This window comes from Enterobacter sp. RIT418 (genome assembly GCF_003057745.1).
Lineage (GTDB): Bacteria > Pseudomonadota > Gammaproteobacteria > Enterobacterales > Enterobacteriaceae > Enterobacter.
The window spans coordinates 300,173-315,518 of the sequence record NZ_QBJD02000001.1 but is presented as its reverse complement, the minus strand read 5'-3'; the positions used below and the strand labels follow the sequence as shown (position 1 = coordinate 315,518).

Sequence of the window (15,346 nt, the reverse complement as noted above, 5' to 3'; positions counted from 1 at the left end):
TAGGAGAGGGTCGGGGTGAGGGCATCAGGCCACAACTCACCCCCAAATTTGATCCCGTCACATTATTTTCACAAAAACGCTTGCCGTGAATTTGCAGTTTATTGATAATGATTATCATTGTTACATTGATTGTTATTTATAAACATTATGTCACGTACGGATAACGCCGCGGCTACAAAGGCAAAAAATCACACAGCGCCTTCCCCCGCTTCCGACGATCGTCGTATCGACAGCAAAACGCTGCTGGGAGAGGCTGGAAGGGTGATCATCGAGCATGACGGCCAGCGCTACCTGCTGCGCCAGACCCATGCCGGAAAACTGATCCTCACAAAATAAACCAATAACATTACGCCAGCCACCCAGGTGATCCCCAGGCAGCCAGCGCTTTCGATTCTTAATGGAGAGTTGCTATGCCACACCTGCATTCCGCGTCTTTGCGCCCTTCACTTCTGGCGCTGGCGATTGTCAGCACCCTGCCGGGCGTCGCGTTTGCTGCCGCAGATGACATTACCGTTACCGCCACGGGCAACGCCCGCAGCGCCTTTGAAGCGCCGATGATGGTGAGCGTGATTGACGCCACCGCGCCCGAAAACCAGACCGCCAGCTCTGCCGCCGACCTGCTTCGCAAAGTGCCGGGCCTGACGCTGGACGGCACCGGGCGCACCAACGGCCAGGACGTGAACCTGCGCGGCTACGACCGCCGGGGCGTGCTGGTGCTGGTCGACGGCGTGCGCCAGGGCACCGACACCGGCCACCTCAACAGCACCTTCCTCGATCCGGCCCTGATCAAGCGTATCGAAGTGGTACGCGGTCCGTCCGCGCTGCTGTACGGCAGCGGCGCGCTGGGCGGCGTGATCGCTTACGATACCGTCGATGCAAAAGATCTGCTGGAGCCGGGTAAAAACAGCGGCTATCGCGTGTTTGGCACCGGCGCAACCGGCGATCGTAGCCTCGGCATGGGCGCCAGCGCGTACGGCCGCACGGACACGCTCGACGGGCTGCTGTCCTGGTCGAGCCGCGACCGCGGCGATCTCCGCCAGAGCAACGGGACGACGGCGCCAAACGATGAGTCGATAAATAATATGCTGGCGAAGGGCAGCTGGAAAATCGATCCGGCCCAGACGCTGAGCGGCTCCCTGCGCTACTACAATAACGACGCCCAGGAGCCGAAAAACCCGCAAACCCCGGACGCCAGCGCCAGCAGCAACCCGATGACCGACCGCTCGACCATCCAGCGCGACGCGCAGCTCGGCTACCGAATCGCGCCAGAAGGTAACGACTGGCTGAACGCGGACGTAAAAGTCTACTGGTCGGAGGCGCGCATCAATGCCCAGAACGTTGACGGCACGGGCGAATTTCGCAAGCAGTCCACCAAAGGCGGAAAAGTGGAAAACCGCACCCGCCTGTTCAGCGACTCCTTTGCCTCGCACCTGCTCACCTACGGCGGAGAGTATTACCGCCAGGAGCAGCATCCCGGCGGCACAACCACCGGCTTCCCGGACGCCAAAATCGATTTCAGCTCCGGCTGGCTGCAGGATGAAATCACCCTGCGCGACGTGCCGGTCACACTGCTGGGCGGCACCCGCTACGACAGCTACCGCGGCAGCAGCCAGGGCTATGACGACGTGGATGCGGACAAATGGTCCTCCCGCGCCGGGTTAACCGTCAGCCCAACCGACTGGCTGATGCTGTTCGGCTCGTACGCGCAGGCGTTCCGCGCCCCAACCATGGGCGAAATGTATAACGACTCAAAGCACTTCTCCATCGGCAGCTTCTACACTAACTACTGGGTACCGAACCCTAACCTGCGCCCGGAAACCAATAAAACGCAGGAGTTCGGGATGGGCCTGCGCTTTGACAACCTGCTGCTGGCAAACGATGCCCTGGAGTTTAAGGCGAGCTACTTCGATACCAAGGCCAAAGACTACATCTCCACCGCCGTCGATTTTGCCGCCGCGACCACCACGTCCTACAACGTTCCTGACGCCAAAATCTGGGGCTGGGACGTAATGACCAAATATTCGACGGACCTGTTCAACCTGGACGTGGCCTACAACCGCACGCGCGGCAAGGATACCAATACCGGCGAGTACATCTCCAGCATTAATCCGGATACCGTCACCAGCAAACTGGATATTCCGGTGGCGCAAAGCGGCTTCTCCGTGGGCTGGGTCGGTACCTTTGCCGATCGCTCCACGCACGTCAGCAGCAGCTACAGCAAGCAGCCCGGCTATGCGGTCAATGATTTCTACGTCAGCTATAAGGGCCAGGCGCAGCTGAAAGGCGTGACCACCACGCTGGTGCTGGGCAACGCCTTCGATAAAGCGTACTGGTCACCGCAGGGCATCCCGCAGGACGGGCGTAACGGCAAGATTTTCGTAAGCTATCAGTGGTAATCCGCTCGCCCCGCCGCGCCGGGGCGCATATTGATAAGGAAGAGATAATGCATCACTACACACGCTGGCTTGAGCTAAAAGAACAACATCCGGGCAACTACGCGCGGGATATCGCAGGCATGCTGAACATCAGCGAAGCGGAGCTCGCCTTTGCCCGCGTCGGGCACGACGCCTGGCGCCTGCATGGCGACATCCGCGACGTTCTGGGCGCGCTGGAAGCCGTGGGCGAAACCAAGTGCATCTGCCGCAACGAATACGCGGTTCACGAGCAGGTGGGCGCGTTTACAAACCAGCACCTCAGCGGCCACGCCGGGCTGGTGCTGAACCCGCGCGCGCTGGATCTACGCCTGTTCCTCAACCAGTGGGCGAGCGCGTTCCACATCAGCGAAACCACGGCGCGCGGCGCGCGTCAGAGCATTCAGTTCTTCGACCACCAGGGCGATGCGCTGCTCAAGGTCTACACCACGGATAACACCGACGTTTCCGCCTGGGCCAACGTGCTGACGCGCTTTATCGCTGCCGACAACCCGCCGCTTGCGCTGAAGGCCGCAGACGTGCCCGCCCACGCTGATAGCGCGGATGCCGTCACCGTAGACAAAGAGTGGCGGGCTATGACCGACGTGCACCAGTTCTTCAGCCTGCTGAAGCATCATAACCTCAGCCGCCAGCAGGCCTTTCGCCTCGTCGGCGACGATCTCGCCTGTCAGGTCGAGAACACCGCTCTGGCGCAGCTGCTGGACACCGCGTGCCAGGACGGGAACGAGATCATGGTCTTCGTGGGCAACCGCGGCTGCGTGCAGATCTTTACCGGGGTGGTTGAAAAGGTGGTGCCGATGAAGGGCTGGCTGAATATTTTCAACCCTGCCTTTACCCTGCACCTGCTTGAAGAGACGATCGCGGAGACCTGGGTCACGCGTAAGCCAACCGCGGACGGGCACGTCACCAGCCTCGAGCTGTTCGCAGCAGACGGCACGCAGATCGCCCAGCTGTACGGACAGCGTACCGAAGGCGAGCCGGAGCAGGCCCGCTGGCGCAGCCAGATTGACGCCCTCACCTCGACGGGGCTTGCCGCATGAAAACGTGGCTTGCCCTGCTCGGCGCTCTGCCCCTGATGGCGCTCGCCGCCGCGCAGGAGCGAATGGTGACGCTCGGGGGAGACGTCACGGAGATTGTCTATGCCCTTGATGCGCAATCGTCACTGGTAGGCCGCGACAGCACCAGCCGGTGGCCGCAGGCGGCGAACGCCCTGCCGGACGTCGGCTATTTGCGCCAGCTTAACGCGGAAGGGATGTTATCTCTGCGCCCGACGCTGGTGCTGGCGAGCGCGCAGGCGCAGCCTGCTCTGGCGTTAAGGATGGTTGAACAGAGCGGCGTGAAGGTTGTTACCGTTCCCGCCGACAGTGCGCTGAGCGCGATAGATGAAAAGGTGCGGGTCATTGCCGAAGCGACCCACCGCGAGGCGCAGGGGGAGATCCTGCGCAAAACGCTGCGTGACGCGCTGGCGGCGCTGCCCGCCTCCCCGCTCAACAAGCGGGTGCTGTTTATCCTCAGCCACGGCGGAATGACCGCCATGGCCGCGGGGCAGCAGACGGGCGCGGACGCGGCCATTCGCGCGGCCGGGCTGCAAAACGCTATGCAGGGCTTTAGCCGCTACCAGCCGCTGTCGCAGGAAGGCGTCATCGCCAGCCGTCCCGATCTGGTCGTGATATCCCAGGACGGCATCGACGCGATGGGCGGCGAGGCCAGCCTCTGGAAACTGCACGGGCTGGCGCATACCCCCGCGGGACGCAACCGGGAGGTGCTGGTGGTTGACGATATGGCTCTGCTGGGCTTTAGCGTGCGAACGCCGGAGGCCATTCTGGCCCTGCGAACCAAAGCGGAACAGCTGCCCTGATGGCCCGGCGCACCGCATTTTCACTGTGGGCGCTTGCCGCGCTGCTGGCGGGCATGACGCTCGCGGCAACCGGCTTTGGCGCGCTGCGCCTCCCGCTCAGCCTGCTGTGGAGCCACGGCGATGAGGCGCTCCGCCAGATCTGGCTGACGATCCGCCTGCCCCGCGTGCTGCTGGCGCTGGTCATCGGCGGGTCGCTGGCCCTTTCAGGCTGCGTCATGCAGGGGCTGTTTCGTAACCCGCTGGCCGACCCCGGCCTGCTAGGGATCAGCAGCGGCGCGGCGCTGGCCGTGGCCCTGTGGGTAGTACTTCCGCTCTCCCTGCCGGCGCTGATCATGCTCTATGCGCCTATGCTCGCCGCGTTTCTTGGCGCGCTGGCGGCGACGGTCGTTATTTTCTTCCTGAGCCAGCAGCGCGACGGCTCGCTCTCCCGCCTGCTGCTGGTGGGAATTGCCATTAACGCCCTGTGCGGCGCCGCGGTTGGCGTGCTCTCGTGGCTCAGCAATGACGCCCAACTGCGCCAGCTTTCGCTGTGGGGCATGGGCAGCCTCGGCCAGGCGCAGTGGTCAACGCTGCTGGCCGTTGCCTCCCTGACGATCCCAACGGTGCTGGTAATCTGGCGGCTTGCCGGGGCGCTCAATTTGCTGCAGCTGGGTGAAGAGGAGGCGCATTACCTGGGCGTAGACGTTGCGGTGGTTCAGCGCGTGTTGCTGCTGTGCAGCGCGCTGCTGGTGGCCGCCGCCGTTGCCGTCAGCGGCGTGATCGGCTTTGTCGGCCTGGTGGTGCCGCACCTGGTGCGCATGTGGCTTGGGGCCGATCACCGCGCGGCGATCCCCGGCTCCGTGCTGGCGGGCGCATTGCTGCTGCTGATCGCGGATACGATCGCCCGCACGCTGGTCTCCCCGGCGGAGATGCCGGTCGGCCTGCTGACCAGCCTGCTCGGCGCCCCGTGGTTCCTGTGGCTAATTTTTCGTCGTGGAGGTCAGCATGGCTGAACGGTTTTGCGCGGACAACATATCGTTTACCCAGTCGGGGCGAGTGCTGATTGATAACGTTTCCCTCACGCTATCTCCCGGCGAAATGGTTGCGCTGATTGGGCCGAACGGCGCGGGAAAATCCACCCTTCTTCGCCTGCTGACGGGCTATCTCACGCCGACCGGCGGTGAGTGCGTGCTGGCAAATAAGCCGCTCAAGGAGTGGTCGCCTGAAACGCTTTCCCGCTACCGGGCGGTAATGCGCCAGCACGCGCAGCTTGGCTTTGACTGGCCCGTCGAGGCCGTGATTGGCATGGGGCGGGCGCCGTGGAGCCAGCGTCCCGAGCCGTCGATCGTTGCTGAGGTAATGCGCCTGACCGGCTGTTCACCGCTGGCGGGAAGGCACTACAACGCCCTCTCCGGCGGCGAGCAGCAGCGCGTCCAGCTTGCCCGCGCGCTGGCGCAGCTTTGGCATCGCGGCGCGCCGCGCGGCTGGCTATTTCTTGACGAACCCACCTCGGCGCTCGATCTCTACCACCAGCAGCATCTGCTGCGCCTGCTAGCATCGCTAACGCGTGAGGGGCATCTGCACGTCTGCGTCGTGCTGCACGATCTTAACCTTGCGGCGCTGTGGGCCGATCGCATCCTGCTGTTGCACCAGGGTCGGATGGTGTCCCAGGGCACGCCGGAGCGGGTCCTGCAAACCGACGCGCTGACGCGCTGGTATGGCGCCCAGGTTCACGTCGGCAGGCATCCTTCCCACGCCGTGCCGCAGGTTTTTCTCTCGCCCTAGCTTGAGCAGCTCACTTCCAGCCGCTTGCCCCAGTCCGGCGGGCGGCTGGCGTAGTCATCATCACGATCCGCGAACGGCGTGCGTAACGCCGCGTGCAGGCGATGAAGCTCGCCGTACTCGCCCTTTTCCGCCTGCTCGATAGCGCGCTGCGCCAGCCAGTTGCGCAGCACTATCGCCGGGTTGACGGCCTTCATGTTTGCCTGACGCACATCGTCATCAACCTGTTCCTGCAGTAGGCGCGCGCGATAAATGGCGAACCAGTCGTCAAACGCCTGTCGGTCGATAAACTCGTCGCGAAGCGGGGACGCCGCCTCGCGCTGCGCCGTTTCGCTCAGCATGCGGAAGGTGCGCGTATAGTCGCTGCCCTCGCGGGCCATTAGCGAAAAGAGGCCGTTCAGGATATCGTTATCGCCCTTCTCCTGCGTCACCAGGCCCAGCTTAGCGCGCATCAGCAGGCCATATTCACGCAGCAGCACCTCCTGATAGCCGTCGAGTGCGTCGTTCAGCGCCTCGACGTCAATAAACGGCGACAGGGTCTGCGCAAGGCGCTGAAGGTTCCACAGTCCGACCGCCGGCTGATTATCAAAGCGGTAGCGCCCCTGATGGTCGGAATGGTTACAGATATAGCCGGGCTGATAATCATCCAGGAAACCAAACGGACCGTAGTCGAAGGTCAGCCCCAGCAGGGACATGTTGTCGGTGTTCATCACGCCGTGCGCAAAGCCCACGCTCTGCCAGCGGGCAATCATCGACGCGGTGCGGGCGACGATATCCCGGAACCAGTGAATGTAGCGGTTATCTTCGTCCCGCAGATGCGGCCAATGGCGGCGGATGGCGTAGTCGGCAAGCTGGCGCACTTTTTCCGGCTCGCGGCGATAGTAGAAATGCTCGAAATGGCCGAACCGCAGGTGGCTTTCCGCCACGCGCATCAGCATGGCCCCCTGCTCTACGGTTTCGCGGTAGACCGGCGTGTCGCTGGTCACTATCGACAGCGCGCGCGAGGTAGGAATACCCAGAGCGTGCATCGCCTCTGACGCCAGCGCCTCTCTGATCGTGGAGCGCAGCACCGCGCGGCCATCGCCCATTCGCGAGTACGGCGTCAGGCCCGCGCCTTTCAGATGCCAGTCTACCGTGCTGCCGTCGGCAAGCGGTTGTTCACCTAACAGTATTCCCCGGCCATCGCCGAGCTGGCCGGCCCAGACGCCGAACTGATGTCCGCTATAGACCTGCGCCAAAGGCCGCATGCCGGGCAGCAGCGTTTCGCCGCCCCAGACGCCAGCCCCCTGCGATGGATGAAACAGCGCCGGGGGAACGGCGAGCGAGTCCGCCAGCGCAGCGTTATGCCAGACAAGGCGAGCATTCTGTAACGGTGTGGGTTTTAGCGCGGTGTAAAAGCCGGGCAGTTCGTCATGCCAGTGTGCGGTAAAAGACAGGGTCATAGGTCCTCCTGCTTTTAGTGTAGAGGGTTTACCTGCGCTTAAACACGGGCGAAGAGAAAGGTTATGCCTGAACGAGCGACGTCACGCGCTCTGCCGTCACGGCAGGCCAAAGGTTGCCCTGCATGGCAAAGAAGTTAAAGGGCAAAACCTGCTGCAACAGGGCGTGATCGTCAATGCCGGAGACTAACACCGACTGGCAATGCGGCGTTATTTGCCACAGGATGGCGCGTATAAACGGATCGAAGGAGAGTTCCTGGGCGCGCTGTTGAATAAAACCTTTATCGACAATCACGCGTTTAAACAGTCCATCAAAAACGGCTTTCAGGGATGCCCCGCCCGCGCCAAAATTCGCCAGCACCAGCGGAAAATGGATTACCATCCTGGCCAGAGTAAGATCGTCTTTGCCGCTATTTAAACCCGGATAGTTCTCATTAACAGTTAACTCCAGAAACGGATAACGATTCATTAATGAAACCGCATTATCATCAGTTAATAAGTACTCAACAATTGCAGGTGTAATATTTATCCATGCAATTAGCTGGTGCTGAATAAAGAACAGCTGGCAGTTTTCAATCAATTGCAGTTTTTCGTGAAACAGCGCCAGCTCTTCTTTAGGAGAAAGATGAGGGAGAACCAGTTCGGTTGGGATACGGACATCCGTACCTACGCCAGTAAAGTTAGCCATTACGTCTAAACCTTTAAGCTCCCCTACACTATTACGCGCAGGAAGCAAAAAAAGTTCTGACTGGTAAGCATTATCTAGCGTGATAATCATCGCGCTCGCCCCGCATTAAAGATAAGAGAGGACATCCTGGAGCAATTGCCGACACAATTCCACTGTATTGATTTTAATAAGATTAATTTCATCAGTTCCGTTTTAATTTTCTGATTTATCCCTGAACCTAAAAATAATCTTATCCTGGAAACAGCTTAATAGCTAGTTTTAGATAAAACAGTCATATAGTGGCATTACTTATTCGCCATAAATTTCACTTTAATCATCTTTCGATGAAACCTGGCGAAGTTTATTCATACCAGGTCATCGTAATATTCGCAAGTGGCAATGTGTTAAATACGTCGCGCCTGCCAAAAGTTTTTTCGCCAGTACACATTATCTAATGAAGAACGCATCACCCCGCGACTGGTTGACGCATGAATGAACTGGTTGTCTGTGTCATATATCCCCACGTGTAGGCCACTGTCACCCGCCCCCGTTTTGAAAAAGACCAGATCGCCGGGCAGCAGTTCATCTTTATCAATCTTCGTGCCGATCTCTGCCTGCATGCGCGTTTCCCGCGGCAGCTGAAGATCGAATTTATCCCGGAAGGTCATCAGCACGAAGCCCGAGCAGTCCACGCCGCCGCGGCTCATGCCGCCATAGCGATACGGCGTGCCGCGCCAGTTGCTGAGCTGGTCGTTCAGGCTGGCAATGACCGTGATTGAATCCGAAAGGCGCGGATTGGGTGGAGGTGCGCGATGGCTACTGCATCCCGCAAGAATTAACGCTGCCACAAGGAGAAACCAGAATCGCATTTTCAGACGAATCCTCTGCTTTTTTTGTTCTTTCCGTAATTTAGCGTGCAATTGTGCTACCGCGCAAGAAACGGTTACTCGTGCCCGGTGGAAATCAGCATTCTGTGCCCTTCAATATCGAGACGGCGGAACGGCATGTGATACGCGCTTGCCAGATTAGGCGGCGTTAACACGCTATCCCGCGCCCCGCTGGCTATCAGCTTCCCGCGCGCCAGCAGCCAGACCCGGTGCGCGTGGCGCAGGGTGTGGTTCAGATCGTGGCTGCTCATCACGATGGCAATCCCCTGGGCGGAAAGCGTGCTCAGCAGCGCGTCCAGCGCGGCCTGCTGGGCAACGTCCAGTCCGCTCATTGGCTCATCGAGCAGCAGCAGCCTTCCCTGCGGGTTCCCCGCAGGGTGGATCTGCAGCACCACCGCCGCAAGCCGCACGCGCTGCCACTCTCCTCCTGAGAGCTGGCTGGCATGCCGGTCCAGCTTGTCTTCCAGCCCAAGGGCGGTCGCCACCTCGGCGAGCAGCGCGGTGCGGGTTTTGTCGTGCAGATGCAGCATCAGGTAGTGCCAGACGGGCATGGCAAAGGGAGGCATCTGCTGCTGAACTAAGTAGCTTCGCCGCTGCGCCAGAGCGACTGCTGGCCAGTCGCTGAGCGCACGATCGAGCAGGGTTATCGCGCCTTCGCCCGCGCTTAGGCCCGCCATCCGCGACAGCAACGTGCTTTTACCCGCGCCGTTAGGCCCGACAAGATGCAGGATTTCACCGGCATTGAGGGATGCGGTCAGGGGCTCCAGACGTCCTTTCTCAGCAACGTCCGTGAGCTGCATCAGCTGCGTCATTATTTCGCCAGCGCCAGCTTGATAGATTCCATCACGATCGGATCTTCAGGGGTCATATCCGGGGAGAAACGCTGGACAACCTGCCCATCGCGGCCGATGAGGAATTTTTCGAAATTCCACAGGATATCGTCGGGATAAAGCGGCGCGCGGCCTTTGCTGGCCATTCGCTCGTAAAATCCGCTCTCCTCTGGCGCTACGGCCGTCGGCGCGGCGGCAATCAGCTTCGCGTACAGCGGATGACGATTTTCACCGTTGACGTCGATTTTGCTGAACATGGGGAACGTTACGCCGTAGGTGGTGCTGCAAAACGTCTTGATCTCTTCTTCGCTTCCAGGCTCCTGGCCGAGAAACTGGTTGCACGGGAACCCCAGCACGGTGAAACCGTCTTTCTCCCAGGCTTTTTGTATGTTCTCCAGCTGCTCGTACTGCGGCGTCAGGCCGCATTTGGACGCCACGTTGACGATGAGCAGCACGTTACCTTTAAAGCCTTCCAGCGTGGTTTTTTCGCCATCAATGGTGGTCACTTCGGTATTCAAAATATCAGACTGCATAGCATTCCCTCAGGTTGTCTTACGGGTGTTTTAACGTCCGGCTTTTAATAATAGCCAGATAAACACCGGCGCGCCCAGCGTAGCGGTGACCACGCCTATTGGCAGCTCGGCGGCCGTCAGGGCGAGCCGGGCGATGATGTCGGCAAGCAGAAGCGTGGTGGCCCCGGCAGCTGCTGAGGCCGGAAGTAACGTGCGGTGGTCGGTTATGCCGCACAGCCGCAGCATGTGGGGGATCACCAGGCCGATAAAGCCGATCGCTCCCGCCAGCGCCACGCTGACGCCGACCATCCAGCCAATGGCAATCACCAGTACGTTGCGCCACAGGCCAAGCGACATGCCAAGCTGCCGGGCCGACGTTTCACCCAGGGCGAGGAGATTGAGCGGCCGGGACTGGCAGCATGCCCACAGGATGGCAGGGACAAGCAGCAGCATGAGCCATCCCTGATGCCAGTCAACGCCGCCGAAGCCGCCCATCATCCAGTACATCAGCTGGCGCAGGTCAAAGGAGGTAGAGAAATAGACTGCCCACGTCATCAGGGCGCTACAGATGATCCCAAGCGCCACGCCCGCGAGCAGCAGCCTGCTGGTCGAGAGATGGCGTCTGGCGAACCGCAGCAGGATAAGGGTGATCAGCAACGCGCCAAGTATCGCGCTCAGGCTTACTTCCCAGAGCGAAAGCGCGCCGCCGCCCAGCATTACGGCAGCGATCAACCCCACGCCGGCTCCGTTTGATACGCCAAGCAGCCCCGGCTCCGCCAGCGGATTTTCGAACAGCGCCTGCATCATCGTGCCGCAAATAGCCAGCGCCGCCCCCACCAGGATCACCGCCAGCGTTCGCGGCAGGCGGATTTGCCAGACGAACAGCTGGCCGTCCGGGCTCAGCCAGCTTTCAGGCCCAAACCAGCGGTCGCCCGCGCTCAGGCTGACCGTGGCGGCAGCGATGAGCAGGAGCACAAGCGCAATCAGGCGACGACGATCGGAACGGTACTGGCGGCGGGCGAAATCAAGCATAGGCTGTGCGTCATCAGAATAAGATGTGGTTGATTTTAATGTGGATTTGCTCAACTTCGCAAAGAAAAAAGGCCGCGACTGCGGCCTTTTTAGTTAGCTCATATTACTCTGCTTTGGGCGTTGCGTTCTCGACGCGGCTCTTTAACTTCTGGCCGGGTCTGAAGGTCACCACGCGGCGGGCTGTAATGGGAATATCTTCCCCCGTCTTCGGGTTACGACCCGGACGTTGGTTTTTGTCTCGCAAATCAAAATTGCCAAAACCGGAGAGTTTTACCTGCTCACCATTTTCCAGAGCACGACGGATCTCTTCGAAAAACAGCTCTACCAGCTCTTTGGCATCCCGTTTGCTAAGCCCAAGCTTATCAAACAGATATTCTGACATTTCAGCTTTTGTAAGCGCCATAGGTTCAATCCCTCAATGATGCCTGGAATCGCTCTTTTAATGCCTCTACACATTTGGCGACGGTAGCGGCAATCTCCTCTTCTTCGAGTGTACGGCTGGTATCCTGAAGGATAAGGCTAATAGCAAGACTCTTGAAACCTTCTGCTACGCCCTTGCCGCGGTACACGTCAAATAAGTTTACGCCAACTACCTGATTTACGCCAACTTTCTTACATTCGGCCAAAATATCTGCTGCGGGAACGTTTTCTGCGACCACAACCGCGATATCACGGCGGTTAGCCGGGAAGCGAGAGACGTCCTGCGCCTGCGGGATCGCGCGGTCAGCAACCGGGCTCCACTCCAGCTCAAACACGATGGTACGGCCGTTGAGGTCGAACTTACGTTCCAGCTCAGGGTGCACAACCCCAATGAAACCAACGCGTTTACCTTCTAAATAGATAGCCGCGCTTTGGCCCGGATGCAAGGCAGGAATCGCTTCCGCACGAAATTCAATTTCAGACAATTTACCGGTCAGATCGAGAATCGCTTCCAGATCGCCCTTCATATCATAGAAATCAACGGTGCCTTTTGCCTGGTCCCAGTGCTCTTCATAGCGGTTGCCGCTAATGGCGCCTGCCAGCATAAGATCCTGACGGATGCCTAAACTTGCCTGATTATCCGGCACAAAGCGCAAACCGCTTTCGAAAATTCGCACGCGGTTTTGCTGACGGTTCTGGTTGTAGACGATGGTCCCCAGCAGGCCCGTCCACAGGGACAGACGCATGGCGGACATCTCGCTTGAAATTGGGCTTGGCAGGATCAGCGCCTCCTCACCCGGGTGGACCAACTGCTGCAGCTTAGGATCGACGAAGCTGTAGGTGATCACTTCCTGGTAGCCTTTGTCATTGAGCATGGTTTTAACACGCTTCAGGGACAGGTCGGCTTCGCGATGGGTCCCCATCACCAGACCCGCCTGCACCGGCTCGTCGGGAATGTTGTCGTAGCCATAGACGCGGGCCACTTCTTCCACCAGATCTTCTTCGATTTCCATGTCAAAACGCCAGGATGGCGCAACGGCCTTCCACTCGTCCTGACCTTCCGTCACTTCGCAGCCCAGACGGCGAAGAATGTCGGTCACCTGCGCATCGGCAACGTGATGGCCAATCAGACGATCCAGCTTGCTGCGGCGCAGGGTAATGGTCGCACGCTTCGGCAGCGTCGCTTCGTTGGTCACATCGATAACCGGACCCGCTTCGCCGCCGCAGATGTCGATCAGCAGGCGGGTCGCACGCTCCATCGCCTTGTGCTGCAGCGCAGGGTCAACGCCGCGCTCGTAGCGGTGAGAAGCGTCAGTGTGCAGGCCGTGGCGACGCGCGCGACCGGTAATGGAGAGCGGGCTAAAGAAGGCACACTCCAGCAGCACGTTTTGCGTTTCGTCGTTTACGCCGGAATGTTCACCGCCGAAGATGCCGCCCATGGCCAGCGCTTTGTTGTGGTCGGCAATGACCAGCGTATCCGCGTTCAGCTTTGCTTCGCTGCCGTCCAGCAGAACCAGGGTTTCACCCTCTTTCGCCATGCGCACAACGATGCCGCCTTCGATACGATCTTTATCGAACGCGTGCATTGGCTGGCCCAGCTCCAGCAGAACGTAATTGGTGACGTCAACCACGGCGTCGATAGAACGAATACCGCAGCGACGCAGCTTCTCTTTCATCCACAGCGGGGTCTGCGCTTTAACATTGATACCTTTAACCACGCGGCCGAGGTAGCGCGGACAGGCGTCTGCGGCTTCAACCTCGATAGGCAGCGTATCGGTGATGGTTGCTTCAACCGGCACGATTTCCGGCGCGTTGAGTTCGGCCTGGTTCAGCACGGCCACGTCGCGCGCGACGCCGAGGATCCCCAGGCAGTCAGCGCGGTTTGGCGTGACGCTAATTTCGATGGTGTTGTCATCAAGCTTCAGGTATTCGCGGATGTCGGTGCCGATTGGCGCATCCAGCGGCAGCTCAATAATGCCGTTGTGGTCGTCGGAAATGCCCAGCTCGGAGAACGAGCACAGCATCCCTTCGGATGGCTCACCGCGCAGCTTTGCGGCTTTAATTTTGAAATCGCCCGGCAGCACCGCGCCCACGGTTGCTACGGCCACTTTCAGCCCCTGGCGGCAGTTTGGCGCGCCGCAGACGATATCCAGCAGGCGTTCGCCGCCCACGTTTACTTTCGTCACGCGCAGCTTGTCGGCGTTAGGATGCTGGCCGCACTCTACCACTTCACCGACAACCACGCCGGTAAACGCGCCTGATACCGGCTCAACGCCATCCACTTCCAGGCCCGCCATCGTGATCTGGTTAGACAGCGCGTCGCTGTCCAGCGTGGTATTGACCCATTCGCGTAACCACAGTTCACTGAATTTCATTGTTCTGTCCTGCCCTTATTTAAACTGTTTGAGGAAACGCAGATCGTTTTCGAAGAATGCGCGAAGATCGGTCACACCGTAACGCAGCATGGTCAGACGCTCCATACCCATACCGAAGGCAAAGCCGGAGTACACTTCCGGATCGATACCGACGTTGCGCAGTACATTTGGATGCACCATGCCGCAGCCCAGCACTTCCAGCCATTTGCCGTTTTTGCCCATCACGTCAACTTCCGCAGACGGTTCGGTGAACGGGAAGTAGGATGGACGGAAACGAACCTGCAGGTCTTCCTCAAAGAAGTTGTTCAGGAAGTCGTGCAGCGTGCCTTTCAGATTGGTGAAGCTGATGTTTTTATCAACGATCAGGCCTTCCATCTGATGGAACATCGGGGTGTGCGTTTGGTCGTAGTCGTTACGGTATACGCGACCCGGCGCGATGATGCGAATCGGCGGCTCCTGATCCTTCATGGTGCGGATCTGTACGCCGGATGTCTGGGTACGCAGCAGACGCGTGGCGTCAAACCAGAAAGTGTCGTGGTCAGCGCGTGCCGGATGATGGCCTGGAATGTTTAGCGCGTCGAAGTTGTGATAATCATCTTCGATTTCCGGGCCGGTCGCCACGGTAAAGCCGAGCTCACCGAAGAAACTTTCAATACGATCGATGGTACGGGTGACCGGATGCAGTCCGCCGTTTTCGATACGACGACCGGGCAGTGAAACGTCGATAGTTTCAGCGGCCAGGCGGGCATTCAGCACCGCGCTTTCCAGCTCGGCCTTACGGGCGTTAAGCGCCTGCTGAACCTGCTCTTTGGCTTCGTTGATCACCGCACCCGCTGCCGGACGCTCTTCCGCTGGCAGTTCACGCAGGGTAGTCATTTGAAGGGTCAAATGCCCTTTCTTGCCCAGATATTCGACGCGGACATTGTCTAACGCGGCAACATCTGAGGCCTGGTTAATGGCGGCCGTTGCACTGGCAACCAGCTCTGCGAGATGTGACATGGTTTTCCTCATTATGTCGGTGCAGACACCGATTTGGTGGACTTACTCTCTCGAATTTAGACACAAAAAAAGCCTCCATCAGGAGGCTTAATTGGCGCTGTTTTTCGTTTCATCTTTCACGCGCTAGCCTCCTG

General features: G+C 59.5%; 15 protein-coding genes and 1 other annotated feature (1 of these 16 only partly in view). Of the genes, 6 read left to right on the top strand and 9 right to left on the bottom strand.

Going from position 1 to position 15,346, the window contains the following annotated elements; genetic code table 11:
• Nucleotides 1–147: 147 nt before the first annotated feature.
• The 6 genes from hemP (at nt 148) to DBY73_RS01545 (ending at nt 6,054) form a co-directional block, all read left to right on the top strand.
• The gene (gene hemP / locus DBY73_RS01570) at nt 148–336 is read left to right on the top strand and encodes a hemin uptake protein HemP (protein ID WP_112009468.1); all 189 of its coding nucleotides are present in this window, start codon (nt 148–150) and stop codon (nt 334–336) included.
• A gap of 74 nt (nt 337–410) precedes the next feature.
• Nucleotides 411–2,396 (top strand): TonB-dependent hemoglobin/transferrin/lactoferrin family receptor, encoded by a 1,986-nt coding sequence (locus tag DBY73_RS01565; protein WP_112009467.1) that lies wholly within the window; start codon nt 411–413, stop codon nt 2,394–2,396.
• A 47-nt stretch (nt 2,397–2,443) separates the two neighbouring features.
• On the top strand, nt 2,444–3,472 hold the full coding sequence (locus DBY73_RS01560; protein WP_112009466.1) for a ChuX/HutX family heme-like substrate-binding protein: 1,029 nt from the start codon (nt 2,444–2,446) through the stop codon (nt 3,470–3,472).
• Nucleotides 3,469–4,290 carry a hemin ABC transporter substrate-binding protein gene (locus DBY73_RS01555; RefSeq protein ID WP_112009465.1) on the top strand — a complete coding sequence of 274 codons (822 nt, stop codon included), beginning with the start codon at nt 3,469–3,471 and terminating at the stop codon, nt 4,288–4,290. Before DBY73_RS01560 ends, DBY73_RS01555 begins: the two co-directional genes overlap by 4 nt.
• Nucleotides 4,290–5,282 (top strand): iron ABC transporter permease, encoded by a 993-nt coding sequence (locus tag DBY73_RS01550; protein ID WP_112009464.1) that lies wholly within the window; start codon nt 4,290–4,292, stop codon nt 5,280–5,282. The genes DBY73_RS01555 and DBY73_RS01550 overlap by 1 nt, the downstream gene beginning before the upstream one ends.
• On the top strand, nt 5,275–6,054 hold the full coding sequence (locus DBY73_RS01545; RefSeq protein WP_112009463.1) for a heme ABC transporter ATP-binding protein: 780 nt from the start codon (nt 5,275–5,277) through the stop codon (nt 6,052–6,054). Before DBY73_RS01550 ends, DBY73_RS01545 begins: the two co-directional genes overlap by 8 nt.
• Here the strand turns inward: DBY73_RS01545 and selO are convergent.
• From selO to pheS, 9 genes are all read right to left on the bottom strand, one after another.
• On the bottom strand, nt 6,051–7,493 hold the full coding sequence (gene selO / locus DBY73_RS01540) for a protein adenylyltransferase SelO (RefSeq protein WP_112009462.1): 1,443 nt from the start codon (nt 7,491–7,493) through the stop codon (nt 6,051–6,053). The two genes, DBY73_RS01545 and selO, sit on opposite strands and share 4 nt — an antisense overlap.
• 61 nt (nt 7,494–7,554) lie before the next feature.
• The gene (locus tag DBY73_RS01535) at nt 7,555–8,268 is read right to left on the bottom strand and encodes an EAL domain-containing protein (protein WP_112009461.1); all 714 of its coding nucleotides are present in this window, start codon (nt 8,266–8,268) and stop codon (nt 7,555–7,557) included.
• Nucleotides 8,269–8,561: 293 nt separating this feature from the next.
• Complete coding sequence (locus DBY73_RS01530; RefSeq protein ID WP_112009460.1) at nt 8,562–9,026, bottom strand: NlpC/P60 family protein; 465 nt, start codon at nt 9,024–9,026, stop codon at nt 8,562–8,564.
• Nucleotides 9,027–9,100: 74 nt separating this feature from the next.
• A complete protein-coding gene (btuD, locus tag DBY73_RS01525) occupies nt 9,101–9,856 on the bottom strand; it encodes a vitamin B12 ABC transporter ATP-binding protein BtuD (RefSeq protein WP_112009459.1) in 756 nt (251 codons plus the stop codon).
• The gene (locus tag DBY73_RS01520; RefSeq protein WP_112009458.1) at nt 9,856–10,407 is read right to left on the bottom strand and encodes a glutathione peroxidase; all 552 of its coding nucleotides are present in this window, start codon (nt 10,405–10,407) and stop codon (nt 9,856–9,858) included. Before DBY73_RS01520 ends, btuD begins: the two co-directional genes overlap by 1 nt.
• Before the next feature lie 30 nt (nt 10,408–10,437).
• Nucleotides 10,438–11,418: a vitamin B12 ABC transporter permease BtuC gene (gene btuC / locus DBY73_RS01515; protein WP_112009457.1), complete on the bottom strand. Its 981-nt coding sequence runs from the start codon at nt 11,416–11,418 to the stop codon at nt 10,438–10,440.
• 103 nt (nt 11,419–11,521) lie between these two features.
• On the bottom strand, nt 11,522–11,821 hold the full coding sequence (gene ihfA / locus DBY73_RS01510) for an integration host factor subunit alpha (protein WP_003857805.1): 300 nt from the start codon (nt 11,819–11,821) through the stop codon (nt 11,522–11,524).
• Nucleotides 11,822–11,825: 4 nt separating this feature from the next.
• On the bottom strand, nt 11,826–14,213 hold the full coding sequence (pheT, locus tag DBY73_RS01505) for a phenylalanine--tRNA ligase subunit beta (protein WP_112009456.1): 2,388 nt from the start codon (nt 14,211–14,213) through the stop codon (nt 11,826–11,828).
• Between the two features lie 15 nt (nt 14,214–14,228).
• Nucleotides 14,229–15,212, bottom strand: coding sequence for a phenylalanine--tRNA ligase subunit alpha (gene pheS, locus DBY73_RS01500; RefSeq protein WP_033145275.1), 984 nt, complete (start codon nt 15,210–15,212; stop codon nt 14,229–14,231).
• 62 nt (nt 15,213–15,274) lie between these two features.
• Nucleotides 15,275–15,346 (bottom strand) — a sequence feature (Phe leader region); it runs 53 nt beyond the window's last position.

Coding starts and splice junctions, on each gene's coding strand:
- DBY73_RS01550 (WP_112009464.1), top strand. CDS start 4,290: ATGGCCCGGCGCACCGCATTTTCACTGTGGGCGCTTGCCGCGCTGCTG.
- DBY73_RS01555 (WP_112009465.1), top strand. CDS start 3,469: ATGAAAACGTGGCTTGCCCTGCTCGGCGCTCTGCCCCTGATGGCGCTC.
- btuD (WP_112009459.1), bottom strand. CDS start 9,856: ATGACGCAGCTGATGCAGCTCACGGACGTTGCTGAGAAAGGACGTCTG.
- ihfA (WP_003857805.1), bottom strand. CDS start 11,821: ATGGCGCTTACAAAAGCTGAAATGTCAGAATATCTGTTTGATAAGCTT.
- btuC (WP_112009457.1), bottom strand. CDS start 11,418: ATGCTTGATTTCGCCCGCCGCCAGTACCGTTCCGATCGTCGTCGCCTG.
- DBY73_RS01520 (WP_112009458.1), bottom strand. CDS start 10,407: ATGCAGTCTGATATTTTGAATACCGAAGTGACCACCATTGATGGCGAA.
- DBY73_RS01545 (WP_112009463.1), top strand. CDS start 5,275: ATGGCTGAACGGTTTTGCGCGGACAACATATCGTTTACCCAGTCGGGG.
- DBY73_RS01535 (WP_112009461.1), bottom strand. CDS start 8,268: ATGATTATCACGCTAGATAATGCTTACCAGTCAGAACTTTTTTTGCTT.
- hemP (WP_112009468.1), top strand. CDS start 148: ATGTCACGTACGGATAACGCCGCGGCTACAAAGGCAAAAAATCACACA.
- pheS (WP_033145275.1), bottom strand. CDS start 15,212: ATGTCACATCTCGCAGAGCTGGTTGCCAGTGCAACGGCCGCCATTAAC.
- DBY73_RS01530 (WP_112009460.1), bottom strand. CDS start 9,026: ATGCGATTCTGGTTTCTCCTTGTGGCAGCGTTAATTCTTGCGGGATGC.
- selO (WP_112009462.1), bottom strand. CDS start 7,493: ATGACCCTGTCTTTTACCGCACACTGGCATGACGAACTGCCCGGCTTT.
- DBY73_RS01560 (WP_112009466.1), top strand. CDS start 2,444: ATGCATCACTACACACGCTGGCTTGAGCTAAAAGAACAACATCCGGGC.
- DBY73_RS01565 (WP_112009467.1), top strand. CDS start 411: ATGCCACACCTGCATTCCGCGTCTTTGCGCCCTTCACTTCTGGCGCTG.
- pheT (WP_112009456.1), bottom strand. CDS start 14,213: ATGAAATTCAGTGAACTGTGGTTACGCGAATGGGTCAATACCACGCTG.